The 23614-nt window shown below is 66.1% G+C and carries 31 protein-coding genes; 26 read left to right on the top strand and 5 right to left on the bottom strand.

Annotated elements, in window-relative coordinates:
- Genes fliQ through H597_RS0105020 form a run of 4 tightly spaced genes read right to left on the bottom strand, consistent with a single transcriptional unit; the run spans position 1 to position 2260 of the window.
- The gene (fliQ, locus tag H597_RS0105035) at positions 1–273 is read right to left on the bottom strand and encodes a flagellar biosynthesis protein FliQ (protein WP_028101175.1); all 273 of its coding nucleotides are present in this window, start codon (positions 271–273) and stop codon (positions 1–3) included.
- Positions 274–1020 carry a flagellar type III secretion system pore protein FliP gene (fliP, locus tag H597_RS0105030; RefSeq protein WP_028101174.1) on the bottom strand — a complete coding sequence of 249 codons (747 nt, stop codon included), beginning with the start codon at positions 1018–1020 and terminating at the stop codon, positions 274–276. It lies immediately after the preceding gene.
- Positions 1017–1397 carry a FliM/FliN family flagellar motor switch protein gene (locus H597_RS0105025; RefSeq protein ID WP_028101173.1) on the bottom strand — a complete coding sequence of 127 codons (381 nt, stop codon included), beginning with the start codon at positions 1395–1397 and terminating at the stop codon, positions 1017–1019. Before H597_RS0105025 ends, fliP begins: the two co-directional genes overlap by 4 nt.
- Complete coding sequence (locus H597_RS0105020; protein WP_028101172.1) at positions 1394–2260, bottom strand: FliM/FliN family flagellar motor switch protein; 867 nt, start codon at positions 2258–2260, stop codon at positions 1394–1396. Before H597_RS0105020 ends, H597_RS0105025 begins: the two co-directional genes overlap by 4 nt.
- A 388-nt stretch (positions 2261–2648) precedes the next feature.
- Between H597_RS0105020 and fliE the strand changes: the two genes are divergently transcribed.
- The 17 genes from fliE (at position 2649) to H597_RS0104935 (ending at position 16324) form a co-directional block, all read left to right on the top strand.
- Complete coding sequence (fliE, locus tag H597_RS0105015; RefSeq protein WP_028101171.1) at positions 2649–2999, top strand: flagellar hook-basal body complex protein FliE; 351 nt, start codon at positions 2649–2651, stop codon at positions 2997–2999.
- Between the two features lie 36 nt (positions 3000–3035).
- Complete coding sequence (fliF, locus tag H597_RS0105010; protein ID WP_028101170.1) at positions 3036–4811, top strand: flagellar basal-body MS-ring/collar protein FliF; 1776 nt, start codon at positions 3036–3038, stop codon at positions 4809–4811.
- Positions 4792–5817 carry a flagellar motor switch protein FliG gene (locus tag H597_RS0105005; protein ID WP_028101169.1) on the top strand — a complete coding sequence of 342 codons (1026 nt, stop codon included), beginning with the start codon at positions 4792–4794 and terminating at the stop codon, positions 5815–5817. The genes fliF and H597_RS0105005 overlap by 20 nt, the downstream gene beginning before the upstream one ends.
- A complete protein-coding gene (gene fliH, locus H597_RS0105000; RefSeq protein ID WP_028101168.1) occupies positions 5817–6521 on the top strand; it encodes a flagellar assembly protein FliH in 705 nt (234 codons plus the stop codon). Before H597_RS0105005 ends, fliH begins: the two co-directional genes overlap by 1 nt.
- The gene (gene fliI / locus H597_RS0104995; RefSeq protein ID WP_028101167.1) at positions 6518–7828 is read left to right on the top strand and encodes a flagellar protein export ATPase FliI; all 1311 of its coding nucleotides are present in this window, start codon (positions 6518–6520) and stop codon (positions 7826–7828) included. Before fliH ends, fliI begins: the two co-directional genes overlap by 4 nt.
- On the top strand, positions 7825–8262 hold the full coding sequence (gene fliJ / locus H597_RS0104990; protein WP_051293542.1) for a flagellar export protein FliJ: 438 nt from the start codon (positions 7825–7827) through the stop codon (positions 8260–8262). The genes fliI and fliJ overlap by 4 nt, the downstream gene beginning before the upstream one ends.
- 87 nt (positions 8263–8349) lie before the next feature.
- Entirely contained in the window at positions 8350–9750 is a 1401-nt protein-coding gene (fliD, locus tag H597_RS0104985; RefSeq protein WP_028101165.1) for a flagellar filament capping protein FliD, read from the top strand.
- 12 nt (positions 9751–9762) lie between these two features.
- Positions 9763–10149: a flagellar export chaperone FliS gene (gene fliS / locus H597_RS0104980; RefSeq protein ID WP_028101164.1), complete on the top strand. Its 387-nt coding sequence runs from the start codon at positions 9763–9765 to the stop codon at positions 10147–10149.
- A complete protein-coding gene (locus tag H597_RS0104975; protein WP_028101163.1) occupies positions 10142–10453 on the top strand; it encodes a hypothetical protein in 312 nt (103 codons plus the stop codon). The genes fliS and H597_RS0104975 overlap by 8 nt, the downstream gene beginning before the upstream one ends.
- A gap of 2 nt (positions 10454–10455) precedes the next feature.
- On the top strand, positions 10456–11703 hold the full coding sequence (locus tag H597_RS29765) for a flagellar hook-length control protein FliK (protein ID WP_051293541.1): 1248 nt from the start codon (positions 10456–10458) through the stop codon (positions 11701–11703).
- 7 nt (positions 11704–11710) lie between these two features.
- Positions 11711–12166: a flagellar basal body-associated FliL family protein gene (locus H597_RS0104965; protein WP_028101162.1), complete on the top strand. Its 456-nt coding sequence runs from the start codon at positions 11711–11713 to the stop codon at positions 12164–12166.
- A 10-nt stretch (positions 12167–12176) separates the two neighbouring features.
- Positions 12177–12896: an RNA polymerase sigma factor FliA gene (gene fliA / locus H597_RS0104960; protein ID WP_035373127.1), complete on the top strand. Its 720-nt coding sequence runs from the start codon at positions 12177–12179 to the stop codon at positions 12894–12896.
- 39 nt (positions 12897–12935) lie between these two features.
- Entirely contained in the window at positions 12936–13850 is a 915-nt protein-coding gene (gene motA / locus H597_RS0104955) for a flagellar motor stator protein MotA (RefSeq protein WP_028101160.1), read from the top strand.
- On the top strand, positions 13834–14820 hold the full coding sequence (locus H597_RS0104950) for a flagellar motor protein MotB (protein ID WP_035373238.1): 987 nt from the start codon (positions 13834–13836) through the stop codon (positions 14818–14820). Before motA ends, H597_RS0104950 begins: the two co-directional genes overlap by 17 nt.
- 22 nt (positions 14821–14842) lie before the next feature.
- Positions 14843–15115, top strand: coding sequence for a flagellar biosynthesis anti-sigma factor FlgM (gene flgM / locus H597_RS0104945; protein WP_028101158.1), 273 nt, complete (start codon positions 14843–14845; stop codon positions 15113–15115).
- Positions 15112–15540 carry a flagellar protein FlgN gene (locus H597_RS0104940; protein WP_028101157.1) on the top strand — a complete coding sequence of 143 codons (429 nt, stop codon included), beginning with the start codon at positions 15112–15114 and terminating at the stop codon, positions 15538–15540. Before flgM ends, H597_RS0104940 begins: the two co-directional genes overlap by 4 nt.
- On the top strand, positions 15527–16324 hold the full coding sequence (locus H597_RS0104935; protein WP_028101156.1) for a glycoside hydrolase family 73 protein: 798 nt from the start codon (positions 15527–15529) through the stop codon (positions 16322–16324). Before H597_RS0104940 ends, H597_RS0104935 begins: the two co-directional genes overlap by 14 nt.
- Here the strand turns inward: H597_RS0104935 and flgA are convergent.
- Positions 16284–17000: a flagellar basal body P-ring formation chaperone FlgA gene (flgA, locus tag H597_RS0104930; RefSeq protein ID WP_035373236.1), complete on the bottom strand. Its 717-nt coding sequence runs from the start codon at positions 16998–17000 to the stop codon at positions 16284–16286. The genes H597_RS0104935 and flgA overlap by 41 nt on opposite strands.
- Before the next feature lie 54 nt (positions 17001–17054).
- Here flgA and flgB point away from each other — a divergent pair, with 54 nt between their 5' ends.
- From flgB to H597_RS29760, 9 genes are all read left to right on the top strand, one after another.
- On the top strand, positions 17055–17417 hold the full coding sequence (flgB, locus tag H597_RS0104925) for a flagellar basal body rod protein FlgB (protein WP_028101154.1): 363 nt from the start codon (positions 17055–17057) through the stop codon (positions 17415–17417).
- Positions 17418–17428: 11 nt separating this feature from the next.
- Positions 17429–17842, top strand: coding sequence for a flagellar basal body rod protein FlgC (flgC, locus tag H597_RS0104920; RefSeq protein WP_028101153.1), 414 nt, complete (start codon positions 17429–17431; stop codon positions 17840–17842).
- Positions 17842–18510 (top strand): flagellar hook assembly protein FlgD, encoded by a 669-nt coding sequence (locus H597_RS0104915; RefSeq protein ID WP_028101152.1) that lies wholly within the window; start codon positions 17842–17844, stop codon positions 18508–18510. Before flgC ends, H597_RS0104915 begins: the two co-directional genes overlap by 1 nt.
- A 15-nt stretch (positions 18511–18525) precedes the next feature.
- Positions 18526–19782 carry a flagellar hook protein FlgE gene (locus tag H597_RS0104910; protein WP_028101151.1) on the top strand — a complete coding sequence of 419 codons (1257 nt, stop codon included), beginning with the start codon at positions 18526–18528 and terminating at the stop codon, positions 19780–19782.
- Positions 19783–19796: 14 nt separating this feature from the next.
- Complete coding sequence (locus H597_RS0104905) at positions 19797–20525, top strand: flagellar basal body rod protein FlgF (RefSeq protein ID WP_028101150.1); 729 nt, start codon at positions 19797–19799, stop codon at positions 20523–20525.
- A gap of 13 nt (positions 20526–20538) precedes the next feature.
- Positions 20539–21330, top strand: a complete 792-nt coding sequence (gene flgG, locus H597_RS0104900; RefSeq protein ID WP_169433285.1) for a flagellar basal-body rod protein FlgG — start codon at positions 20539–20541, stop codon at positions 21328–21330.
- Positions 21330–21989 carry a flagellar basal body L-ring protein FlgH gene (gene flgH, locus H597_RS0104895; protein ID WP_028101148.1) on the top strand — a complete coding sequence of 220 codons (660 nt, stop codon included), beginning with the start codon at positions 21330–21332 and terminating at the stop codon, positions 21987–21989. The genes flgG and flgH overlap by 1 nt, the downstream gene beginning before the upstream one ends.
- 64 nt (positions 21990–22053) lie before the next feature.
- On the top strand, positions 22054–23166 hold the full coding sequence (locus tag H597_RS0104890; RefSeq protein ID WP_028101147.1) for a flagellar basal body P-ring protein FlgI: 1113 nt from the start codon (positions 22054–22056) through the stop codon (positions 23164–23166).
- Positions 23166–23573 carry a flagellar biosynthesis protein FlgJ gene (locus H597_RS29760; protein ID WP_229632092.1) on the top strand — a complete coding sequence of 136 codons (408 nt, stop codon included), beginning with the start codon at positions 23166–23168 and terminating at the stop codon, positions 23571–23573. The genes H597_RS0104890 and H597_RS29760 overlap by 1 nt, the downstream gene beginning before the upstream one ends.
- Positions 23574–23614: the final 41 nt, after the last annotated feature.

Below are 23614 nucleotides of genomic sequence, written 5' to 3'. Positions count from 1 at the left end.
CTAGCCGACCAGGGTCGCGGCGCGCTGGAAAATCGACACGCAATAATCCATCAGGTAGCCGGACATCCAGCGCCCCGTCAGGATAATTGCCAGCAAGGTGACCAGCAGGCGCGGCAGGAAGCTCAGCGTCTGCTCATTGATCTGGGTGGCGGCCTGCACCAGGGCCACCAGCAGGCCCGCCACCAGGCCTGGCACCACCAGCACCATGACCAGGATCATTACGATGTGCAGGGCTTCGACCACCAGGTCGACCGCCACGTCAGGGGTCAGCATCTAATAGGCCTGTATGCTTGTCACGAGCGTATTCACTGTCAGGGTCCAGCCATCCACCAGCACGAAGAGCAGCAGCTTGAACGGCAGCGAAATCACCAGCGGCGACAGCATCATCATACCCATTGCCATCAGCACCGAGGACACCACCAGGTCGATGATCAGGAAGGGAATGAACAGCAGGCAGCCGATCTGGAACGCCGTTTTCAGTTCCGACAGGACAAAGGCCGCCAGCTTGACGGTAAACGCATGCTCGGCCGGATTGGTGATCGCATCCTCGCCCGCCAGGTGGGCGATCTGCTTGAGCGCAGCCTTGCTGGTCTGGGCCAGCATGAATTTCGTGATCGGTTTCTCGGCAATCTTGAGCGCGTCCTGCAAGCCGATCTTGTCCTGGTCGTAAGGCACGAAGGCATCGCGCCAGACGGCGTCGCCGATCGGGCGCATGACCAGCAAGGTCAGGATCAGCGCCACGCCGGTGATGATGCGGTTCGGCAGGCCCTGCTGCAGGCCCAGGGCCTGGCGCAGCAGCGACAGCACGATGACGAAGCGGGTAAAACTGGTCATCATCATGACCATGACGGGCAGCAGGCCCAGCAGGGTCATGACGATCAGGATCTGCATCTTCACCGAGAGCTCGGTCTTGGCGCCGGGGACGACGCCGGCAAGCAAATCCTGGGCCCACGCCGGCGCGCAGGCGCATAGCAGCACTGCCCCGGCCGCCAGGCCGGGCACCAGGCGGCGCAGGGTCATGGCGCCATCATGTCCAGGTTCAACCCGTCCAGATCGATGACCTTGAGGCCGTAGTTTTCGCCAGCGACCACCACTTCGGCGCGGCCGATGGCGGTGCCGTTGACCTTGATGGTCAGCGGCTCGCCAGCGAGCATATCGAGTTCCACCACGCTGTCCGGGCCGATCTGCATCAGGTCCTGCAGCGACAGGCGGGCCGAGCCCACTTCCAGCGTCAGCGTCACGGGGATCTTGCGCATCATGGCCGGCAAGTCGCGCCGCGGAGCGCGCGCAGCCGGCACATCGTTCAAGTCCTGCGCCACCTGGTCGATGATCATTTCCTCCGACATATCGTCCAGCATGGCGTCGTTGGAACTGTTGGGGTTATTCATCATATTCATTCGATATCTTCAAAAGAAGTTAAGCAGAGTTTGCCCTTGTGCTCAGTTACCGCAGCTGTAAACAGGCGGGAGTCTTCGAGCATGACGTCTGCCCTGTGCAGGCTGATGGGAATGACATCGCCTACACGCAGGTCAAACATGGCGCCCAGCGTGGTTTCCTTGGAAACCAGCCGGCCGCTCACGCCAACCTGGAGCCGCGCCGCCAGCGGCCCCGGATTCTTGCTGCCCTTCTTGCTGGCATCGCGCTCGGGCAGCAGGCCGCGCAGCACATTGCCCATCATTTGCTTGTCGAGCGAGAACCAGGCCTTGCCTTGCAATTCGCCGTCGCGCAGGGAGACGGCGATCACCCAGCTGCCCTTGGCGGGATGGCTGGCCGCGCCGGCAGCGGCGTCGGCCTTGATGCCGTCTGCGTCGCCGCCGTCGCGGCTGCCTTCCGGCAGCTTGCTTTCAATCCGTGCCGACAGGATGCTGGCCAACTGTTGTCCCAGCACCACAGCAAGCCGCTCTTCGGTAGCGGTCACGCGCACGGCCTGTTCGTCCATGGCGGCATCGGCGCGGGTGGCGCGCCCGTAGCGGTAATTCAGTACGCTTAACAAGAGGTTACGCTCGAGCGCAAACCCCAGTTGGCCGGAGGGGGCCGCGAATCCCAGCCAGCGCTGGCGCGCTTCGCTGCCATCCAGGCGGGCGAAGGCAACGTCGTCGACCTGGAAGGTGCCCCAGTAGCGCCGGTGCACATTCAGGCGCATGCTTTGCGCCAGGTCCTCGCGCAGCTGCGCAGCAAACACGGGCAGCCGGTGCACCGGCCTGCCCAGCAAGCAAGGGTCAAGAACTTCGTATTGCACAGCGCTTTGAGAGGTAGTCATGGTTGGCCATCCGTCTGCTGCAATCGTATCGCAAAGTTATCCGCTCAGGACGATCCTGGAAGCGTAGAATAACTCAAAACCCTCCGTATTGCCATAAATCAAGTAACCCAAAAGTCAAAAAGTCTTTACATAAAAATTTCCACAGCGTAAGCTTCATTTACGCAAGGAAATTTCCTTACATTGCCAAAACAGCTCTTAGTGCATGATTTATAAGAAGTTTTGCATTTCATAAGCGGTTGTTGCGAGCCCGAAATCGGGTTACTATGCATGTTCCTTCACGGCACCATTTAACAATTCAACCAGATTGTTAGTTGCTGTCTGAAAGTTAAGTATGATGCAGTAATGGTAATGCTGCACCAACGCTGGTGCAACCAACCTGAGGTGTTATATGGCAAATGAATTCGCTGGCCTGATCAAGGCCGATCTGGCATCCCTGAACAACGCCGCCGCGCAGCTGGTTCAGAATGCCAACGCCGTCGCGCCTGCCGCCCAGTTCAATGCCCCCCAGCCCGGCGCCAGCTTCTCCTTCGCCCAAACCATGCAGGACGCCGTCGCCGGCGTCAACTCCCAGGATGTGGATGCCGGCCAGAAGATGGCCGACGTCGACGCCGGCCGCAGCGACGACCTGGTCGGCGCCATGCTGGCCAGCCAGGAAGCCAGCCTCTCGTTCCAGATGTTGATGCAAGTACGCAACAAGGTGATGGGCGCCGTCGATGAATTGATCAAGCTCCCGCTGTAAGCTGCAGTTTCCGCCTTCCTTCTCGAAAGACCTGACGTGATCGCTAACCTCAAGTCCGCCATTGGACGCTGGCGGGGCGCCGCGGCGCCGGCCTTGCCGCCGGCCGTGATGAAGAGCCTGTACCCCATGCTGGTGCTGGCCGTCGGCCTGACGGCGCTGGTGCTGATGGTCCTGTGGAAGGACCAGAGCGGCTACAAGCCGGTCTTCGGCCAGCGCGAGAAAGTCGCCACGGCCGACATGATGAATGTGCTCGATGCGGAAAAAATTTCCTACCGCATCCACCCGGAGACCGGCCAGGTGCTGGTGCCGGAAAGTAAGCTGGGCCAGGTGCGCATGCTGCTGGCGGCCAAAGGCGTGACGGCGCAATTGCCGGCCGGCCTGGAACTGATGGACAAGAACGATCCGCTCGGCGTCTCGCAGTTCGTGCAGGATGTGCGCTTCCGCCGCGGCCTGGAAGGCGAACTGGCGCAATCGATCATGACGCTCGACGCCATCGCCCATGCGCGCGTGCACCTGTCGATCGCCAAGTCGACCTCCTTCGTGTCGAGCGACGGCGAAAAATCGTCCGCCGCCATCGTGGTGGCCACCAAGCCGGGGCGCGCGCTGGCGCCGGAACAGATCGCCGCCATCGTGAATATGGTGTCGGGCAGCGTCGCATCGCTGAGCCCGGCGCGCGTCAGCCTGGTCGACCAGGCCGGCAACCTGCTGTCCTCCCACGTCGACCTGACCGAAGCCTTCGACGCCACCACGTCCGGCAACGAGAACGCCAAGCGCCAGCAGGAGGAAATCCGCAACAACATCAAGGGCCTGCTGGGGCCCATCGTCGGCGACAATAATTTCCGCGTCAGCGTGACCGCCGATGTCGACAACGACAAGGTGGAAGAAACCGTTGAAAAATACGGCGCCGACCCGAAGGTGACCAGCGAAGCCATGCGCGAAGAGCAGGACCGCAACCGCATCGCCATGGGCGTGCCGGGCACCTTGTCGAACCGCCCGCCGCAGCAGCAGGCCGCCGACGCCCAGGCGGCCCAGGCAGCGGCCCAGTCCGGCGCCGGCGCGCCAGGCCAGGTGCCCGAAGGCACGGCGCGCAAGAACGCCACCACGCGCCAGTACGCCTATGACCGCAGCATCACCCAGACCCGGCGCGCGCGCGGCCGCCTGGTGCGCCAGAACGTGGCGGTGGTGCTGGCCCATGCGGCGGCGCCCTTCCCCAAGACGGGCTGGACGGCGCCGGAAATCGCCAATCTCGACAAGCTGCTGCGCAACGGCCTGGGCATCAACGAGGAACGCGGCGACAAGCTGGTGGTGAGCGCCATGAACTTCCCGCCCAAGGTCGCCGAGACCCCCTGGTGGCAGGAACGCGATACCGTGGTCGAGTCGGCCAACTGGCTCGGCTATGCGGTGGCCCTGGTGCTGGCCTACCTGCTGTTGGCGCGCCCGCTGCTGCGCCTGCTCGGCCTGCGCTTCGCGCCGCCCCAGGCGGCGAGCACCAAGCCGGCCCTGTCGGCCGCGGCACGCCAGGCCCAGGCGGACGCGGCGGCCCTGGCCGGCGGCGCCGCCGCCGCGGGCGCCACCGCCCCGGCGGCAGCGCTGGGCGCGCCGGCCACGGAACCCGCGGCGGCCAAGACCGGCAGCCTGGAAGCGAGCCAGATGCCGGTGGTGCCGCTGCTGGAAAACTACGATTTGCCGCCGGCCGGTTCGCCGGTCGACGTGATGGTGGACCACCTCAAGGTGCTGGCCGAGAAAGAGCCAGAGCGCGTAGCCGAAGTCGTCAAACAATGGATGCAGAAAAATGGCCGACACCAACCATAGCCTGGAACAGGACGAGCGCGGCCTGACCCCGGTCGAGCAAGCCGCCATCGTGCTGTTGTCGATCGGCGAGGAGCCGGCGGCGGCGGTGCTGCGCTGCCTCTCGCGCGAAGAATTGCTGGAAGTGACCCAGGTCATGTCGCGCATGAGCGGCATCAAGGTGGAAGCGGTGAAAACCGCCATGCAGACCTTTTTCGACGACTACCGCCAGCAGTCCGGCGTGCACGGCGCCTCGCGCTCCTTCCTCAAGCGCTCGCTCGACCTGGCGCTGGGCGGCGATATCGCCAACACTGTGCTCAACAGCATCTACGGCGACGAGCTGCGGCCGAAGATGGCGCGCCTGCAGTGGGCCTCGCCGCGCTGGCTGGCCGACTATATCGCCAACGAGCACGTGCAGATGCAGGCCGTGTTCCTGGCCTTCCTGCCGCCCGCCCTGGCCGGCCAGATCCTGGACGCCCTGCCGCTGGAAGGACGCGACCTGGTGCTGCTGAACATGGCGCGCCTGGACGAGATCGACCGCGACCTGCTGCTGGAACTGGACGAGCTGGTCAACCGCTGCCTGTCCTCCTTCGATTCGCAGTCGACCAGCGTGGAAGGGGTGCGCCAGGTGGCCGAGATCCTGAACCGCCTGCCCGGCAACCGGGCCCAGATCGTCGAGCTGCTGCGCGCCCAGGATCCGGACATGGTGGCCCAGATCGAAATGCAGATGTACGACTTCCTGATCCTCTCGACCCAGACCGAAGTCACCCTCACCCGCATCATCGAGGAAGTGCCGCTCGAGCAGTGGGCCATCGCGCTCAAGGGCGCCGAGCCGGCCATCCGCGACGCGGTGCTGAAGACCATGCCGAAGCGCCAGGCCCAGGCTTTCGAGGACATGATGCGGCGCGCCGGCCCGGTGCCGATGTCGCGCATCGAGGCCACGCGCCAGGAAATCATGGCCACCGTCAAGGCGCTGGCCGACGCCGGCGAGGTCGAGGTGCAGCTGTTCGCCGAAACGGTGGTCGAATGATGCTCAAGCAATTTCGCCCCTACCGCTTCCCGCCCCTGCAGCAGTATGTGCACACGCCGGGCCAGCACGGCCGGCCGCAGGGGCAGGCGGCCGACGCCGCCCACTGGCAGGCCTCGGTCAGCGAAGGCTTCGAGCAGGGCCAGCGCGACGGCTATGAGATCGGCCTGCAGCGCGGCCAGGAGGAAGGGTTCGAAGCGGGCCGCCTGCAAGGCGTCGAGCTGGGGCGCGAGGAAGGCCGCCAGGAAACCCTGGTCGGCTTCGACCACCTGGCGCGCCCGGTGGACGGCATGCTGAAATCGCTGAAGAAGCTGCGCGCCGACTACCGCGCCGCGCAGCGCAAGGAAGTGGTCGACCTGGTGGCCAAAGTGGCGCGCAATGTGATCCGCGCCGAACTGGCCCTGCAGCCAGTGCAGATCATGGCCCTGGTCGACGAGACGCTGGCCTCGATGCCGCCCACGCGCGACGAGATCGACGTCTACCTCAATCCGGAAGAGGTCAAGCGCATCATGGAAGTCGATCCCAAGCGCGCCAAGCGCTGGAACCTGATCGGCGACGCCCGCCTCGACGTGGGCGAATGCCGCATCCGGGCCGGCGACAATGAAGTCGACGCCGGTTGCCACCAGCGTCTTGCTGCGGTCATGGAACAGGTCGATAATCAGTTGCAGGCCGCCGATGGCGGCGACGAGGCTGAGAGCGAAGAATGATTGCTGACGCACTGCGCAAGCTGGAACTCGACGACGTCCCCCTGGCCACCCCGACCGGGCGGCTGGTGGGCGCTTCCGGCCTGCTGCTGGAGGCCACGGGTTGCAAATTGCATACCGGCCAACGTTGCCAGATCGAGACAGTCGAGGGCGAATGGCTCGATGCGCAAGTGGTGGGCTTCCGCGAAAAGCTGACCTTCCTGATGCCGTTCAAGCGGGCCGGCGGCTTGACCACCGGCGCGCGCGTGCTGCCATCGGCCGAACGCTCCAGCCTGCAGATCGGCGACAGCTGGCTGGGCCGCATGGTCAACGGCATCGGCGAAGCGATCGACGGCTTGGGCAAGCTGGGCGGCGAACATCCGCTCGACGCCCAGCCGCCGCGCATCCACCCGCTCAAGAAGCAGCCGGTGGTCGAATCGCTCGACGTCGGAGTGCGCGCCATCAATGCCATGCTGACCCTGGGCAAGGGCCAGCGCGTGGGCCTGATGGCCGGCTCCGGCGTCGGCAAGTCCGTGCTGCTGGGCCTGATCACCCGCCAGACCGTGGCCGACGTGGTGGTGGTGGGCCTGATCGGCGAGCGCTCGCGCGAGGTGCGCGAATTCGTCGAAATGTCGCTCGGCCCGGAAGGCTTGAAGAAGGCCGTGCTGGTGATCGCGCCGGCCGACGAATCGCCGCTGATGCGCATCATGGCCACCGAGCTGTGCCATTCGATCGCGGCCCATTACCGCGACCAGGGCAAGCACGTGCTGCTGCTGGTGGACTCCCTGACCCGCTACGCCATGGCGCTGCGCGAAGTGGCGCTGGCGCTGGGCGAACCGCCGGCCACCAAGGGTTATCCGCCGTCCGTCTTCTCCGCCCTGCCGCAGCTGGTCGAATCGGCCGGCAACGGCGAAAATCCCTACGGCAGCATGAGCGCCATCTATACCGTGCTGGCCGAGGGCGACGACCAGCAAGACCCGGTGGTCGACACCGCGCGCGCCATCCTGGACGGGCATATCGTGCTGACGCGCGAACTGGCCGAGCGCGGCCATTATCCGGCGATCAATATTGCCGCTTCCATCAGCCGCTGCATGAACCATGTGATCACGCGCGAACACATGCTGGCGGCGCGCGCCCTGAAGGCGTCGATGGCGCGCCACGAACGGGTGCGCGACCTGATCCCCTTGGGCGCCTATGTGCCGGGCGCCGATCCGGTGACGGACAAGGCGGTCAATCTGAACCCGCATATCGAAGAATTCCTGTGCCAGGGGACCAAGGAACCGGCCCCGTACGCCCATTGCGTCTCCCAACTTGAAAGGCTGATGGCATGACCCCCACCCAGCACACCATTCGCAGCCTGTCGACCCTGGTCGACATGCGCAGCAACGAAGTCGATAAGCTGCAGACGGAAATGGCCGCCAAGGAAAACGTACGCGAGCGCTACAAGAAGACCCTCGACCGCCTCACCGACCTGTACCAGAGCAGCGGCGCCTCCGGCCGCCTGCCCATGGCCCTGGCCCTGAACTGCGGCGACTACAAGCAGGGTGTGATGGCGCTGGCCGACCACCAGCGCCTGAACCTGCACATGCACGAGGCCGATATGGCCGTGTCGCAGCGCGCCCTGACCGCCGCCTACGTCAAGCGCGAGGTGCTGGGCCAGGTGCTCGAACGCCACCAGCATGCCGCCGTGACGGCCCAGCATTCGCAAGAGCGCAAGCGCCATGATGAATTGGCAACCCAACTGTGGTACCGCGGGCATAAATGAAACGCTGAAGCGGATATTTCATGAAGTCATTACTTTGGTCGCCTCTTACCTTGGTACACTTCATTTAATTTCCTCGGAGCACGAGAAATGGCCACCAACGTCCCAACCTACGATCCGAAATCCACGGCAACCCAACTGGCACAGCTGTATGTGCAGGGACGCCAGTCGATGCTGGACGCCCAGTCCAGCAATGCGGCGGCCATCGACAAGGCGCTGGGCAAGCTCAGCGCCGCGATGGGCACCTTCCGCAGCTCGCTGTCGAGCATGTCGTCGACCGGTTCGGTCGTGTCCAATAAGGCAAGTTTCAGCACCGACGTCGGCACCGCCACGGCCAGCGCCTCGGCCACGGCCGGCAATTACCAGTTCTATGTCGAGCAGCTGGCCACGGTCGGCCAGGTGTCCTTCAACGGTGTCAGCGATTCCGCCGTCACCGGCGCCGGCGCCGGCAGCCTGGCGGTCAAGCTGGCCGACGGCAGCAGTTTCACCGTCAGCCTGGCCAACGGCGACAAGGATGCCAACCATGTCCTGAGCGCCAAGGAAATCGCGGCCGCCATCAATATCGAAGCGACCAATAATTCGCGCGTCACCGCCTCCACCTTGACCGTCAACGGCCAGACGCGCCTGGTGCTCACTTCGAATGTCAGCGGCCAGAACGGCGGCGTGGTCGGCATCGATACCAGCGGCCTGGGCGACGCCGGCCTGGCGGCCCAGCTGGGCGCCGGCAACACCACCGTGATGCAGACCGGCCAGGACGCCATCGTCTGGCTCGGCGCCCAGGGCGGCGCCCCGGCCAACAAGATCACCCAGGCCTCCAACACCTTCAATGTGGTGGACGGGGTGTCGATGACCTTCACCAAGGCCCAGGCGCCCGGCGCGGCCCCGGTCACGCTGAACGTGGCGCGCGACAGCGGCGGCACCGCCAGCAATGTGCAGAATTTCGTCGACCAGTGGAACAAGATGCATGCCGCGCTGGCCGAACTGACCGCGGCCGGCGATGCCAGCAGCGGCACCGCCAGCGGCATCTACGCGTCGGACGCCGGCATTTCCTCGCTCAAGTCGCGCATGCAGTCGCTGCTGCGCACCTCGGTGGGCGGCGCCAGCCTGGTGACCTTTGGCATCACCGCCCAGCGCGACGGCACGCTGTCGCTGGACAAGACGCGCCTGGACAAGGCGCTGGCCGTGAATCCGGACGGCCTGGACGCCATCTTCGGCAAGGTCAGCAGCAGCTCGCCAAGCGGGGTGCTGGGCAAGCTCGACACCCTGGTCGGCAGCTGGACCAAGACCGGCACCGGCCAGATCGCCAGCCGCAAGGACGCCAACGCCAAGCTGCAGACCCAGTTGACGGCGCGCCAGGCCGCGCTGCAAACCCAGTACGACAATGCCTACACCCGCTATCTGGCGCAGTTCACGCAGCTGCAGAGCCTGCAGTCGCAGATGAGCGGCACCACCAGCATGTTTGAAGCGATGTTCTCGAAATCCGATTCCTGAAGGTTGTAAACAATGGACCACGACGCTTACGGCAGCTATCACGCCACCAATCTGGAATCGCAGACGGCCCGCGCCACGCCGATCGAACTGGTGCTGGTGCTGACCGATGGCTTGCTGGAGGAGCTGGCCCGTGCGCGCGGACATATCGTGGGCAAGCGCTACGAGCAGAAGGCGCTCAGCCTCGACAAGTGCACGGAAATCATCAACGGCCTCGCCAGCTCGCTCGATTTCGACCAGGGCGGCGAGGTGGTGGCCAACCTGGGCCGCCTGTACGACTATTGCGCCGCCCGCCTGTACCGGGCCGGCGTCGACATGGATCCCGCCGTCATTGACGAAGTGGTGGGCCTGTTGACCACAATCCGCGCCGGCTGGCAGGGCGTGCACGACAAGCATGGATAGGCAGGCGACGCTGCTGCAGCTGGGGCAGCAGCTGGGCGCCGCCACCGCCGCCAACGATTGGGCGGCCATGGCGGCGATGAATACGTTGATGGCGTCTTCCCTGCCCGAGCTGGCGGCGCAGGGTCCGTGGCTGCCGGCCGAGCGCGCGGCGCTGGCGGCGCTGCGCGAGCTGCACCTGGCAGCGGTCGCCAAGGTCGACGGCAGCACCGTCGAGTTGGGCCAGCACCTGGCCGATCTGGCCAACAACCGCGAGGGCTGGCTGGCCTATGCCCTTGCCAGCGGCGACGCTGAAACCGGAACCTGAGCATGATCAACCTGCCCGCGGCGCCTGCCGTTCCCGTCCCTCCTGCCACCGGTGCCACCGGTGCCGCCGGCCAGCCGCTGCCGGCCGCCAACGACGCGCCCGCGCGGGAGGCCGCCGACCCGGGCGGTACTCCCGCGGCGGCCCTGCGCGACCTCGCCGCGGCCATGATACCGGCGCCCTTTGGCGCCCTGCTTGACGCCATGAACGGCGCCGCCGCCGATGAAACCGAGGCGCCGGCCCAGCCCGACCCTGGCAACGCCGCCGACGCCGCGGCCGCGCAGGCCGTGGCCACCATGCTGCCGGCCATGGAGCCGCTGCCGCTGGCCGGCCTGCCGGGCGGCACGCCGGGCGCCACCCCGGACAGCGTGGCCGCCGTGGCCGCCGCCCTGACCGCCCCGGCCGGCAACGACGCCGCCGTGCAGCGCCAGCCGGCCGCCCTGCTGGCCGCCCGCAACGCCGCCACCAGCCTGCTGGAAGCCCAGGCCGCCAGCGCCGGCAGCGAAGTGCGCCAGACCGTCCAGCTCGATGGGCACGCCAGCCTGCTGGCCGCCGCCGCCCGCCCGGTTATTCTGCCCGCAGCCCTGCCTGCAGTCCCGTCCGCATCGGCCCCGGCCCATGCGGCCAAGGCGGCTAGCAGCAGCGCGCTGGCCACCGCCCTGGGCGTCCCGCCGGGCGCAGGCGCCGACAGCAGCGCAGCCCCGGTCGCGGCCAAGGACGGCGCCAGCCTGCTGGGCGACAGCCCGCAGCGCCCGCCCGGCGAAACCGCACTGCCCGGCTTCCGCAGCGTGCTGGCCAATGCCGGCGCCAGCCAGCCGGCCGATGCGCTGCAACTGAGCGGCGCCCCCGAACAATGGCAGCAGCCGCTGCGCGCCGCCCTGGGCGACCGCCTGCAGCTGCAACTGGCGCGCAATGACGAACGCGCCGTGATCCGGCTGGAGCCGCCCAATATGGGCAGCGTGGAAATTTCCGTGCGCCACAGCGGCGGCGCCCTGCAAGTCAATATCGCCGCCAGCCACAACGAAGTGCTGCGCCAGCTGAATGCCATCGGCGACGCCGTGCGCCAGGACCTGTCGCAGCGCCAGTTCGGCGAGGTGGCGGTGACCGTGTCGTCGAGCAATGCGCGCAGCCTGGCCGACGGCGGCCAGCAGCAGCGCCAGCAGCAATCCGGACAACAGCGCCAGCCAGGCCGTGCCCTGGAAGAAGGCGATGCCGGCACCACCACTTTTGCCATGTTGAGCGAGCGGGAGTAAGTCTTCGATGAATAAAAAACTGGTTCTGATCGTGGCCGCCGTGCTGCTGGTGGGCGCGGGCGCCGCCGGTGGCGCCGTCTGGTACCTGAAGAGCGGCAACAGCGCGGCGCCGGCCAAGGCGGCCGAGGAAAAGAAAGCCGCCGAACCGCTGAAGTACCTCACGATCGAGAAAGTCATTGTCATGCTGCGCCGCCAGCCGGGCGACACCGTGCCGCACTATATGTCGGCCGACCTGGTCATCTCGACCACGGCCAAGCAGGAGAAGGACGCCAAGGAAGCCCTGCCCCTGCTGCGCAGCGTGGCGGTGCGCGCGCTGTCGGCGCTGCCGATGGAAAAGGCGTCCATGATGACCATCGACCAGTTTGTGGAAGAATTGAACAAGGCTTACGATGAAGCCTACGCCAAGGATGCGCGCGAGCGCCCCTTCCAGCAAGTCATGATCGGCAAGTTGATCCTGGAGTAAAGAGGCTGCCATGGGATTGGTGGTGGACAAGGTCGCGGAGCCCTACGCCGACAGCTACAGCGCCGTCAGCGCGGCCGACGAGCAAAAGCACCTGCTGGCCTACGCGCCGCTGGTCAAGCGCATCGTGCGCCAGCTCAATTCGCAGGTGCAGGGCGCCATCGACCGCGACGATATGGAACAGATCGGCTTGATGGGTCTGCTGGAAGCCCTGCGCCGCTACGGCGAGCCGGACGGCGGCTTTGGCAGCTATGCCGCGCTGCGCGTGCGCGGCGCCATCCTCGACGAGCTGCGGCGCCAGGACTGGCGCCCGCGCGCGGTGCGCCAGCAGAGCCACAAGCTGCGCGACGCCGTGCGCGAGCTGACGCGCAAGCTGGGGCGCGAGCCGAACGAACAGGAAACCATGGCCGCGCTCGGCCTGAACGCCGAGGACTACCAGGCCTACCTGCTCGATGAAAACGCGGAAACCATCGCCAGCTTCGACGATATCCTGCACGACACCCTGGCCGATACCGGCAGCGTGTCCGGCCCGGAAGAGCAGCTGATGATACGGCGCAGCCTGGAGCAGGCGCTGAACGGTCTGGACGAGCGCGAGCAGCGCGTGATCCAGATGTACTACGAATTCGAACTGAGCTACAAAGAGATCGCCGCCGTGCTGGACTTGACCGATGCCCGCGTCTGCCAGCTGAACAAGGCGGCCCTGAACAAGATGAAGGCGGTGCTGGCGGCCTGACGCCGCGGCCCCAGGCACACCACAGGAAAGGCTTACACCATGCAGCAACTATTCGGCATCATGATCGTGTTTGGCTCCGTGTTCGGCGGCTACGCCATGATGGGCGGCCACTTCACCGCGATCTGGCAGCCGCTGGAATTGCTGGTGATTGCCGGCGCCGGTTTCGGCGCCTTCGTGATCGGCAACCCGCGCCATGTGCTGGCCGAATCGCTGACCCAGATCAAGCACCTGATGTCGCGCAAAAAATACGATTCCGAATTCCAGCGCCAGCTGCTGCTGCTGATGTACGAACTGCTGCAATTGGCCGCCGGCGGCCTGAAGGCGCTCGACGCCCACGTCGAGGCGCCGCGCGAATCGCCGCTGTTCCAGCGCTACCGTCTGATCCTGGAAGACCCCAAGCTGCTCGCCTTCATCGTCGACAACTTCCGCCTGATGGCCATGGGCAAGATCAACGCCCACGAGCTGGAAGGGGTGCTGGAGCAGGAACTGGAAGCCATCCATGAAGAACTGACGCAGCCGGCCAAGTCGATCAACAAGATCGCCGAAGCGATGCCCGGCTTCGGTATCCTGGCCGCCGTGCTGGGCATCGTGATCACGATGGGCACGGTGGGCGAAGGCGCCACCTCGGCCGAGATCGCCGAACACGTGGGCGCGGCCATGGTCGGCACCTTCATCGGTATCTTCTTCTGCTACGGGGTGCTGGACCCGATCTCGAACATGCTCAAGCAGCTGGTCAACCAGGAAGCCTCGACCATGGAATGCGTCAAGGTGGTGCTGGTGACCCATGTGGCCGGCAAGCCGCCGCTGCTGGCGATCGACGCCGGTCGCCGCCTGGTGCAGCTGAACATCAAGCCAAGCTTCGCCCAGCTCGAAGGCTGGATCAATGCGATGGAGGGCGGCGACGAGCCGGAATCGAGCTCGCGCCGAGGAGGTGGCCGTGCTAAAGCCGCATGACAAGCACCATGAGCAAACCATCGTCAAGCGCGGCGGTGGCAAGCACAAGCACGACGAGCATGGCGGCGCCTGGAAAGTCGCCTTCGCCGACTTCTGCCTCGCCCTGATGTGCCTGTTCCTGGTGCTGTGGCTGATGGCCGTGCGCAACCAGGAATCCTTGGAACACATCATGACCCAGTCCGACGGCAGCAAGACCGACGTCGGCAAGGGCGTCATGCCGGAACAGGTGGGCGGCCCGCGCGGCAGCCTGATCGAACGCTTCCCCATGCCGCGCACGGGGAATACCGACGTCGACGGCAATGCCACGCAAGGCTACAACAAGAGCCCCAACCAGACCGCGGAAAACCGCGTGCGCTACGAGTCGCCGGAAGACCTCAAGCTGCTGTCCAAGACCCTGGCCACGATGAGCGAGGCGGCCGGCCTGGGCAGCAACCTGGAATCGGTGGTGACCCCCTACGGCCTGCGCGTGATGTTGCACGATACCGACAGCCAGGGCATGTTCGTGCGCGGCTCGGCGGTGCCGACCGACAAGTTCGCGCGCCTGCTGCAGAATATGGGCCCCCTGTTCGCTAAGATGGAAAACCAGATGCTGATCGTCGGCCACACCGACTCGGCCCAGTACGCCGATACCGGCTACAAGGCCTTCTCCAACTGGAACCTGTCGAGCAACCGCGCCATGGCCGCGCGCTCCCAGCTGCTGGCCGGCAGCATGCCGCAGGACAGCGTGCTGCAGGTGGTCGGCATGGCCGACCGTGCGCCGCTCGATGGCAAACGGGCCGATGCCGGCGTCAACCGCCGGATCGAGTTGCTGATCCTGACCAATACCCAGGCCGAAGCCATTGCCAATATGTTTGGCATGCCCGGCAGCAAGACTGCTATCATCCGGGAATCGGATTTGCCCGAACCCGGCCTCTTGCAGCAATTGCGCAAGCAACTGCTGCCCGGCAAGGGGAAGAGCAATGGCAATTAACGTCAAGTCAAGAGGAAACCGCATGAGGATTTCCGGTGCCACCCCCGGCAGCCCGGTGCAGAACGTGGCCGACAGCGCACCGGCCGACACGGCGCGCCCGGCCGCGGCGCCGGCCGCCCAGCGCGAGCTGGAGTCGGCCGTCATGCAGCCGGCCATCCAGGCCTTGAAGGAAATGGGCGACATCGACCACGACCGCGTGGCCCAGCTGCGCGACGCCCTGGCCAAGGGCGAGCTGCCGTTCGACGCCGGCAAGCTGGCCGGCCTGATCCAGAAATTCCACCGAGGCGAGCAATGAGCCAGCCCACCCGCCAGGACGCCATGCGCCAGCTGCTGGACGGCATCCAGGCCGACCTGCACAGCTACCAGCAGATGCTGGACCTGATCGCGCAGCAGTTCGAAGCGGCCGTCAGCCACCAGAGCGAACGCCTGGGACAGATCGCGGCCGACATCAGCGCCTTGGTCGACGTACTGCAGGCGCGGCGCGCCCAGCGCGTCGAACTGGCCACCCTGCTGGCCGGCCCGGGGCCGAAAATGGACCAGGTGTTCGCCCTGCTCAAGCCGGAAGCGCGGGCGCGCCTGGAAGCCGACTGGGCCCAGCTGGAAGCGATGGTGCAGACGGCGCGCGAGATGGGGCGCCGCAACGCCGAGCTGCTGGCGGAGCAATACACGATCATGCAGCGCGTCCTGCACGGGGATGACCAAACCTATGAGCCGGTCTGACTTCGCGCCCTACAGGCCGTTTACGGCCGCCACAGCGCCCACCCAGGCCACGGCGGCCAGCGCCAGCAATGTGAGCGCCACGCGGCCGGTCCTGCCAGCCGCCTTCGACAGCGCCAGCACGGCGGGCGGGGCCGCGGGCGCCACTTTCCGCCAGGTGCATGCGGAAGTCGAGCGCTATATCGCCGCAGCCGGCACGCCTGGCGCGGCCGCTGCCGGCGCCGCCAGCACCCTCAACGCCGACGGCGCCGCCCTGCGCGCGCGCCTGGCCGCGCGCGCCATCGGCGGCAGCGCTGCCATGGGCGACGCCGGCGTCCCCGACACCGAGCAGCAAGCCTTCCTGGACGCCATCCGCCCGCACGCGGAAGCGGCGGCGGCGCGCCTGGGCGTGGCGCCCGAACTGGTGGCCGCGCACGCGGCCCTGGAAACTGGCTGGGGCCGCCATGCCCCGGGCAATAATATGTTCGGCATCAAGGCCGGCGGGAATTGGCAGGGCGCGGTGCAGGCCCTGTCGACGCTGGAAGTGGAAGACGGCCAGCCGGTCGCCCGCAGCGCACGATTCCGCGGCTATGGCGAGGTGGCGAGTGCTTTCGAGGATTATGCCGGGCTCTTGCTGGACAACCCGCGCTACCGGCACGCCCTCAACACGGGCAGCGATGCGCAAGCCTTCGCCCACGCCCTGCAAGCGGGCGGCTATGCCAGCGATCCCGCCTACGCCGACAAGCTGGGACGGGTCGCGGCCAGCATCAAGGCAGGTCAGCAGGCTCTACCGTCCCAGCCTCGATAACCCGTGCGCGGATCTGGTTGCCGCTGCTGTTTTTGACGCGGATCACGGCGCCGCGGCTGCCGTTGTCCAGCGCCTCGCCCGCCATCGACACTTCGATCTGCTCGCGGCGCGCCACGATGCGCACCTGGTCGCCGCGCTTGACCAGCTGCGGCGCCACCAGCATGTTCTGGCGCAGCACTTCGCCGGCGCGGATGCTGCGCCGCGCGGCCATCCCGCCCAGTTCGCCGGGGTCGGAAAAGGCATCGGGAATCAAGGTGATATCGTGGCGCTCCTGCAACAAGTCTAAAGGCGACAGAATTTTGCCGGACATTAAATCCGTGGCTGCAACGGCAACCTTTGCCGACACCTTTCCCTTAACAAGAAATTCATATCGCCAACCTTGCAAGCTTGGACAAACGACCACGAAACGCATGCGCGCAATGCCGCGCGCATCCATGCTCTCCACCCGCGTCTCAGAGGGGCAGGCCGGGATGCTGCGGTTGGTCCTGAGCACTTCGACATCGAACTGCGGGTCCCGCCAGTGCTGGGCTTGCGCGTGGTTTTGCAATTGGTTCACTGCTGCTAGTTGAACTTTGCTTAGCAGATCCTCCACGGCTGCAGCAATTGCCACACGGCAATTAAGAATTCCTATGAGCAATAATCCACCGAAAACCTGTACAATTGGATTGTTGGACATGGGCAATACCTTTAGTATGTAAATTCGCTGGGACATTACCAGAGGAGCGTAACAATGGCCATTAATTTCAAGGACGCCGTCGGCATGCATGCGGATGCACTGCAGCTGCGCGCGCAACGCACGCGCGTCCTGGCATCGAATATCGCCAACGAAAATACGCCGGGCTTCGCCGCCCAGGATATCGACTTCAAGGAGTCCCTGGCGCGCGTGGAAGCCGAGACGGCCGGCGAGCCGGTCCTCGATGGCGACGGCGAAACCAAGTTCCGTGTGCCCTATCACCCGAGCGGCGACAGCAACACCGTCGAGATCGGCGTCGAGCAGGCCGCCTTCTCGCAGAACGCCACCGATTTCGCCACCAGCCTGACCTTCATCAATATGAAGCTGCGCGGGCTGGCCAAGGCCATCAACGGCCAGTAAGGGGACGCCCCATGAGCTTTAAAGAGATAGCGCAGATTGCCGGTTCGGCGATGGCGGCGCAGACCGTGCGCCTGAATACCGTGGCCTCCAACCTGGCCAATGCCGATTCGGTGGCCGGCAGCGAAGCGGAAACCTACCGCGCCCGCAAGCCGGTGTTCGCCGCCCTCATGGACGAAAACGGCGATGCCGCCGGCGGCCGGGTGCAGGTGCTGGACGTGGTGCAGTCGGCCGAGCCGCTGCGCAAGGTGTACGAGCCGGGCAACCCGCTGGCCAATGCCGACGGCATGGTGTTCTACCCCAACGTCAACCAGGTGGCCGAGATGACCGACATGATGTCGGCCTCGCGTGCATTCGAAACCAATGTGGAAGTGCTGGGCCGCATCCGCGGCATGCAGGCTTCCCTGCTCAAGCTGGGTGAATCCTGATGGAAACCAACCTGTTTACCAATGCCGCCGCGCAAAGCGCCAACCCGCCGGGCGTGGCCCTGAACGGCGCCTCCAACGAGGGCCGCGACATGTTCACCAAGCTGCTGGTGGCGCAGATCCGCAACCAGGACCCGCTTTCGCCGCAGGACCCGGCCCAGTTCGTCCAGCAACTGACCCAGCTGTCGCAGACCGAAGCGCTGCAGAACCTGGCCAGCCTGACCTCGGCCAACGCCTCGGTGCTGCAATCGATGCAGGTGCTGGCCATGGGCGCCCAGGTCGGCTCCAATGTCATGGTGCAGACCGACCACGTGACCCTGGACGGCGCCAAGGTGCGGGGCGAAGCCACGCTGGGCAGCGCCTCCGCCAAGACCAGCCTGGTGCTCACCGCCAGCAACGGCCAGCAGGTTGAAATCGTGATGGGCACCTTGCCCGCCGGCACCCACCAGTTCAGCATCGATCCGGTCGCGCTGGGCCTGCCGGCCGGCAGCTATGCCCTGCGCGTGGCCAGCGAGAGCAACCCGAGCGTGCCGCTGGCGGTGCAGGGCCGCCTCGACAGCGTTCAGCTGGGCACAGGCGGCAACGTCACCGTCAAAGTCGACACCGTGGGCGAAGTGGCGCCCGCGGCCATTACCGCATTCCGGGGCAAGGCCCCGACTACCGCCATTTAACGAAAGGTCCCCGCCATGAGTTTCGATATCGCCTTGTCCGGCATCCAGGCCATCAACGAGCAACTGGGCACGATTTCCAACAATATCGCCAACGCCGGGACCTACGGCTTCAAGTCCAGCCGCGCCAATTTCGCCTCGCTGCACGCGGGCGCGCAGCCGACCGGCGTGCACGTGGGCTCGATTACCCAGTCGATCGCCCTGAACGGCGGCATCCAGGCCACCAACCGCAGCCTCGACGCCCTGATCAACGGACGCGGCTTCTTCGTCGCCAAGGATTCCACCGGCCAGACCAACTACACGCGCGTCGGCATCTTCACCAAAGATGCCACCGACTACCTGGTCAACAGCGCCGGCGCGCGCATCCAGGGCTTCCAGCTGACGCCGCCCAGCCTGATCGCCGGCCCGGTGGGCGACATCAAGGTGCCGACCAACCTGCTGACCGCCAAGGCCACCGGCAACCTCGCCTTCGTGGCCAATCTGTCGGCCGACTGGACTGTCCCGACCGGCAATATCACCACCAAGCTGCCCGACGCCACCGTCACGCCGCCGGTGGTGCCGGACGCCAATATGTACAATATGTCCAAGGTCACCGTGGTGCACGACTCGCTGGGCCGCGAACACACGGTGACCCAGTACTTCGTCAAGGATCCGGCGGTGCGCACGGTGGATATCTATACCGCCGTCGACGGCACCGACCTGGGCGCGGCCGGCGGCTCGCCCTACACCCTGGTGTTCGACGTGAACGGCCAGCTGGACAAGGCAGCCAACCCGGCCGGCGCCGGCCTGTCCTACTCGCACAACCTGACGTTCGCGGTCAACCCTGCCGCCGCCATGACGGTGGACATCGACTACACCGGCACCACGTTCCAGAAAGGCGAATCGACCACCTCCACCAATGCCGCCGACGGCTATGCGGCCGGCAGCTATGTGGGCGTGGACCTGGACCCGCAAGGCAATGTGGTGGCCAAGTATTCCAACGGCGAAAAGCAGGCCATCGCCCGCCTGACCATCGCCACCTTCCCCGACGAAGACGCGCTGACCCCGATCAATGAAACCGCCTGGACCGCCAACGTCCAGTCCGGCAACGCCAACCTGTCCGAAGCGGGACAAGGCATCGCCGGCGCGCTCACCGTCGCCTCGCTGGAAACCTCGAACGTCGACGTGACCTCGGAACTGGTGTCGCTCATGACCTCGCAGCGCAACTACCAGGCCAACTCCAAGGTCATCACGGCGGAGAACCAGATGCTGCAGTCGCTCATGCAGGCCCTGTAAAGAAGGCGGATGGAATGGATGCCCTGATCTATACCGCGATGAGCGGCGCCGAGCGGGCCATGCGTGGCCAGCAGGTGCACGCCAACAACCTGGCCAACCTCGACACCAACGGCTTCCGCGCCAACCTGGAGCTGGCGCAAGCGGCCAAGCTGCCCGGCTACGGCTACGACGACCGCCACATGTCGCAGATGCAGTCGAACGCCGTCACCGACCGCCAGGGCGGCGTGCGCCAGACCGGGCGCGAACTCGATGTCGCCATTTCCGGCCCCGGCTACTTCGCGGTGCAAGGGCCGACCGGCGAAGCCTACACCCGCGCCGGCGCCATCACGCTCGACGCCGACGGCACCCTGACCGTCAATGGCATGCCGCTGCTGGGCGATGGCGGCCCGATCACCTTGCCGCTCCACCGCAAGGTCGAGATCGGGCAGGACGGCACCGTCTCCGTGCTGGGCCAGTCGGCCAATGCCGAGATGCAGGTGATCGACAAGCTCAAGCTGGTGAGCGCCGAGGCCTCCCAGCTGACCAAGAACGAAGCCGGTCTGCTGGTGTCGCGCGACGGCCAGCCGCTGGACGGCGACAACGCCGTGCACGTCATGGCGGGCCATCTGGAAGGCGCGAATGTCTCGGCGGTGGAGGAAATGGTGGCCACCATGAGCCTGAACCGCACCTTCGAAATCCAGATGAAGTTGTTCAAGGCCGCCGACGACATGACCACCACCGGCAATAAACTGATTACCGGCTAACAGGAGAGCAACGATGAATCCAGCAATGTGGATCAGCAAGACGGGCGTCCAGGCGCAGGACGCGAAACTGCAGGCGATCGCCAACAACCTGGCCAATGCCAACACCGTCGGCTTCAAGCGCGACCGCGTGGTGTTCGAAGACCTGTTCTACTCGATCGACCAGCAGCCCGGCGCCCAGCGCGCCGACAACAACACCCTGAACCCGTCCGGCGTGCAGATGGGCAATGGCACCCACCTGGTCGGCACCCAGAAGATTTTCACCAACGGCAATATCCAGACCACCAATAACTCGCTCGACGTGGCCATCATGGGCAACGGCTTCCTGCAGGTGCGCCGCCCGAACGGCGAACCGGCCTTCACCCGCGCCGGCCAGCTGCAGGTGGACAAGGACGGCGTGCTGGTGAACGCCTCAGGCCTGCCGCTGGTGCCGCAGATTACCGTGCCGGCCAATGCCACCGCCGTCACCATCGGCGAGAACGGCACGGTCTCGGCCACGGTGCCGGGCAATGCCGCGCCGACCGAGCTGGGCCAGCTGACCCTGACCTCCTTCATCAACCCGACCGGCCTGCAGGCGCTGGGCGAAAACCTGTTCGCCGAGACGGCGGCGTCGGGCGCGCCGACCGAAGGCCGGCCGGGCGACGCCCAGTTCGGCAAGCTCAAGCAGGGCGCCCTGGAAGGCTCGAATGTGCAGGTGGTGGAAGAGATGGTGGACATGATCGCCGCCCAGCGCACCTACGAAATGAACACCAAAGTGCTGACCGCGGCGGATAATATGCTGCAATACCTGGCCCAGGCTGCACGCTGATGAAAACCGTCCTGCCCGCGCTGGTGCTGGTGCTGCTGGCGGGCTGCAACGCCCTCCAGCCGACCGTGCGCCCGGCGCCCTTCGAAGAGGCCCCGACCGTGGTGCGCTCGGCGCAGCCGCGCGGCAGCTCGGGCGGCGTCTTCAATCCCGACAGCAGCATCTCGCTGGTGTCGGACAGCCGCGCCTTCCGCGTCGGCGATGTGGTCACCGTGATCCTGCAGGAAACCACGCAGGCATCGAAGAGCGCCGGCACCACCCTGGCCAAGGATTCGTCCGTCGGCGTCGCCACGCCCAGCCTGCTGGGCAAGACGTTCCCGAAAGTGGGCGTGGATATTTCCGGCGAGCGCAGCTTCAAGGGCGATGCCCAGAGCACGCAGCACAATGCGCTGAGCGGGGCGATCACCGTCATCGTGCAGGAAGTGATGCCGAACGGCCTGCTGAAGGTGGCGGGCGAAAAGGTGCTGACCTTGAACCAGGGCGAGGAATTCGTGCGCCTGCGCGGCTACTTGCGCGCGGCTGATATCGATGCCAACAACCAGGTGTCGTCGCAGCGCATCGCCAATGCGCGCATCGCGTACGGCGCGCAGGGCACGCTGGCCGATACCAACCGGCCAGGCTGGCTGACGCGCTTCTTCCTGGGTCCTTTGATGCCGTTTTGAGGGGATGATGATGTTCAGCTTGAAAACCGGTCGGGCGGTGTCCCACCCGCGGGGTCGGACACCGGTGCGCGGCGGCCGCGGGCCAGCTTACCGATTGGTGGCCGCCCTGCTGCTGGCCCTCGCCCTGCCCGCCTCCGCCGCGCCCCAGCTGCGCAACCTGGTCGCCGTCGAAGGCGTGCGCGACAATCCGCTGGTGGGCTACGGCCTGGTGGTCGGCCTGAACGGCTCCGGCGATTCGACCCAGGTCAAGTTCGCCAGCCAGTCGGTGGTGAATATGCTCAAGCAGTTCGGCGTCAAGATGCCGGACGGCCAGGATGCCAAATCCAAGAACGTGGCCGCGGTGATGGTGTCGGCCACCTTCCCGCCCGGCTACCGGCGCGGCCAGCCGATCGACGTCACCGTGGCCTCGCTGGGCGACGCCAAGAGCCTGCGCGGCGGCTCGCTGCTGCTGACCCCGCTCAAGGCGGCCGATAATGAAGTCTATGCCCTGGCGCAAGGCAATGTGGTGGTGGGCGGCCTGTCCGCCTCCGGCCGCAGCGGCTCCTCCGTCACGGTGAATACGCCGACCGCCGGCCGCATCCCGAACGGCGCCGTGATCGAGCGCGAGATCGCCACCGACTTCGCCAGCAAGCCGACCGTGCACCTGTCGCTGCGCCAGCCAAACTTCGAAACCGCCACCAATATCGTGGAAGCGATCAACCGCCGCTTCGGCGAAGTGGCCAGCACGGCCGACGGCACCGGCATCGACGTGATCGCACCGGACAATCCCACCCAGCGCGTGGCCTTCATGGCCAAATTGGAATCGCTGCCCATCGACGTGGGCGCCGAAACCCCGCGCGTGGTGTTCAATTCGCGCACCGGCACCGTGGTGATTTCCGACGGCCTGCGCGTCAAGTCGGCCGCCGTGACGCATGGTTCGCTCAAGGTGGTCATTTCGGAAAATTCGAAAGTCAGCCAGCCGGCCCCGTTCAGCCAGGGCCAGACCGCCGTCACGCCGCAATCGAATGTGGCGGTGGACGAAGCCCGGCCGCACACCTTCAAATGGCCGGCCGGCGCCAAGCTGCAAGCCATCATCGACGTGGTCAACAGCCTGGGCGCCACGCCGGACGACATCATGGCCATCCTGCAGGCGCTGGACCAGGCCGGCGCCATCGAAGGCGAACTGGTGGTGATCTGATGGACAGCCGCTTCCTCCCCCTGCCGGTGCGCCGGCTCGACATCGGCCAGCCGGCGGACACGAAGATCGGCCAGGCCGCGCCCGAGGCGCAGACCGACGCCACGCGCTACCGCGCCAAGGCCACCGAGGCGGCTGTCAAGTTCGAAAGCTTCTTCATCGCCCAGGCCCTGCACAAGATGCGCGACAGTACCAAGGCCATGGCCGACGACGACAGTATCTACAAAGACTCGATCAACAGCGATTTGCTCGACCTGGCCGACAATATGGTGGCCGACCAGCTGGCCGGCCGGCGCGCCTTCGGCGTCGCCGACGCGATCCTGCGCCAGCTGCTGCCGCCGGCCGCGGCAGCCCCGGCTTCCCCGCCGGAAATTTCAGTTTTATCGAAGAAAAACCCGACTGGCGCTTAATCCCCACCTTGGCGCGGTCGCCTTTACCAGTTAAGGGGCCA

This window comes from Pseudoduganella violaceinigra DSM 15887 (genome assembly GCF_000425385.1).
Taxonomy (GTDB): domain Bacteria; phylum Pseudomonadota; class Gammaproteobacteria; order Burkholderiales; family Burkholderiaceae_D; genus Rugamonas; species Rugamonas violaceinigra.
This window is presented reverse-complemented; position numbering and strand designations above follow the sequence as displayed.

Excerpts from the sequence above, each read along its gene's own strand:
- fliQ (WP_028101175.1), bottom strand. The coding sequence starts at position 273 with ATGCTGACCCCTGACGTGGCGGTCGACCTGGTGGTCGAAGCCCTGCAC.
- fliP (WP_028101174.1), bottom strand. The coding sequence starts at position 1,020 with ATGACCCTGCGCCGCCTGGTGCCCGGCCTGGCGGCCGGGGCAGTGCTG.
- H597_RS0105025 (WP_028101173.1), bottom strand. The coding sequence starts at position 1,397 with ATGAATATGATGAATAACCCCAACAGTTCCAACGACGCCATGCTGGAC.
- H597_RS0105020 (WP_028101172.1), bottom strand. The coding sequence starts at position 2,260 with ATGACTACCTCTCAAAGCGCTGTGCAATACGAAGTTCTTGACCCTTGC.
- fliE (WP_028101171.1), top strand. The coding sequence starts at position 2,649 with ATGGCAAATGAATTCGCTGGCCTGATCAAGGCCGATCTGGCATCCCTG.
- H597_RS0105005 (WP_028101169.1), top strand. The coding sequence starts at position 4,792 with ATGGCCGACACCAACCATAGCCTGGAACAGGACGAGCGCGGCCTGACC.
- fliH (WP_028101168.1), top strand. The coding sequence starts at position 5,817 with ATGCTCAAGCAATTTCGCCCCTACCGCTTCCCGCCCCTGCAGCAGTAT.
- fliI (WP_028101167.1), top strand. The coding sequence starts at position 6,518 with ATGATTGCTGACGCACTGCGCAAGCTGGAACTCGACGACGTCCCCCTG.
- fliJ (WP_051293542.1), top strand. The coding sequence starts at position 7,825 with ATGACCCCCACCCAGCACACCATTCGCAGCCTGTCGACCCTGGTCGAC.
- fliD (WP_028101165.1), top strand. The coding sequence starts at position 8,350 with ATGGCCACCAACGTCCCAACCTACGATCCGAAATCCACGGCAACCCAA.
- fliS (WP_028101164.1), top strand. The coding sequence starts at position 9,763 with ATGGACCACGACGCTTACGGCAGCTATCACGCCACCAATCTGGAATCG.
- H597_RS0104975 (WP_028101163.1), top strand. The coding sequence starts at position 10,142 with ATGGATAGGCAGGCGACGCTGCTGCAGCTGGGGCAGCAGCTGGGCGCC.
- H597_RS29765 (WP_051293541.1), top strand. The coding sequence starts at position 10,456 with ATGATCAACCTGCCCGCGGCGCCTGCCGTTCCCGTCCCTCCTGCCACC.
- H597_RS0104965 (WP_028101162.1), top strand. The coding sequence starts at position 11,711 with ATGAATAAAAAACTGGTTCTGATCGTGGCCGCCGTGCTGCTGGTGGGC.
- fliA (WP_035373127.1), top strand. The coding sequence starts at position 12,177 with ATGGGATTGGTGGTGGACAAGGTCGCGGAGCCCTACGCCGACAGCTAC.
- motA (WP_028101160.1), top strand. The coding sequence starts at position 12,936 with ATGCAGCAACTATTCGGCATCATGATCGTGTTTGGCTCCGTGTTCGGC.
- flgM (WP_028101158.1), top strand. The coding sequence starts at position 14,843 with ATGAGGATTTCCGGTGCCACCCCCGGCAGCCCGGTGCAGAACGTGGCC.
- H597_RS0104940 (WP_028101157.1), top strand. The coding sequence starts at position 15,112 with ATGAGCCAGCCCACCCGCCAGGACGCCATGCGCCAGCTGCTGGACGGC.
- H597_RS0104935 (WP_028101156.1), top strand. The coding sequence starts at position 15,527 with ATGAGCCGGTCTGACTTCGCGCCCTACAGGCCGTTTACGGCCGCCACA.
- flgA (WP_035373236.1), bottom strand. The coding sequence starts at position 17,000 with ATGTCCAACAATCCAATTGTACAGGTTTTCGGTGGATTATTGCTCATA.
- flgB (WP_028101154.1), top strand. The coding sequence starts at position 17,055 with ATGGCCATTAATTTCAAGGACGCCGTCGGCATGCATGCGGATGCACTG.
- flgC (WP_028101153.1), top strand. The coding sequence starts at position 17,429 with ATGAGCTTTAAAGAGATAGCGCAGATTGCCGGTTCGGCGATGGCGGCG.
- H597_RS0104915 (WP_028101152.1), top strand. The coding sequence starts at position 17,842 with ATGGAAACCAACCTGTTTACCAATGCCGCCGCGCAAAGCGCCAACCCG.
- H597_RS0104910 (WP_028101151.1), top strand. The coding sequence starts at position 18,526 with ATGAGTTTCGATATCGCCTTGTCCGGCATCCAGGCCATCAACGAGCAA.
- H597_RS0104905 (WP_028101150.1), top strand. The coding sequence starts at position 19,797 with ATGGATGCCCTGATCTATACCGCGATGAGCGGCGCCGAGCGGGCCATG.
- flgG (WP_169433285.1), top strand. The coding sequence starts at position 20,539 with ATGAATCCAGCAATGTGGATCAGCAAGACGGGCGTCCAGGCGCAGGAC.
- flgH (WP_028101148.1), top strand. The coding sequence starts at position 21,330 with ATGAAAACCGTCCTGCCCGCGCTGGTGCTGGTGCTGCTGGCGGGCTGC.
- H597_RS29760 (WP_229632092.1), top strand. The coding sequence starts at position 23,166 with ATGGACAGCCGCTTCCTCCCCCTGCCGGTGCGCCGGCTCGACATCGGC.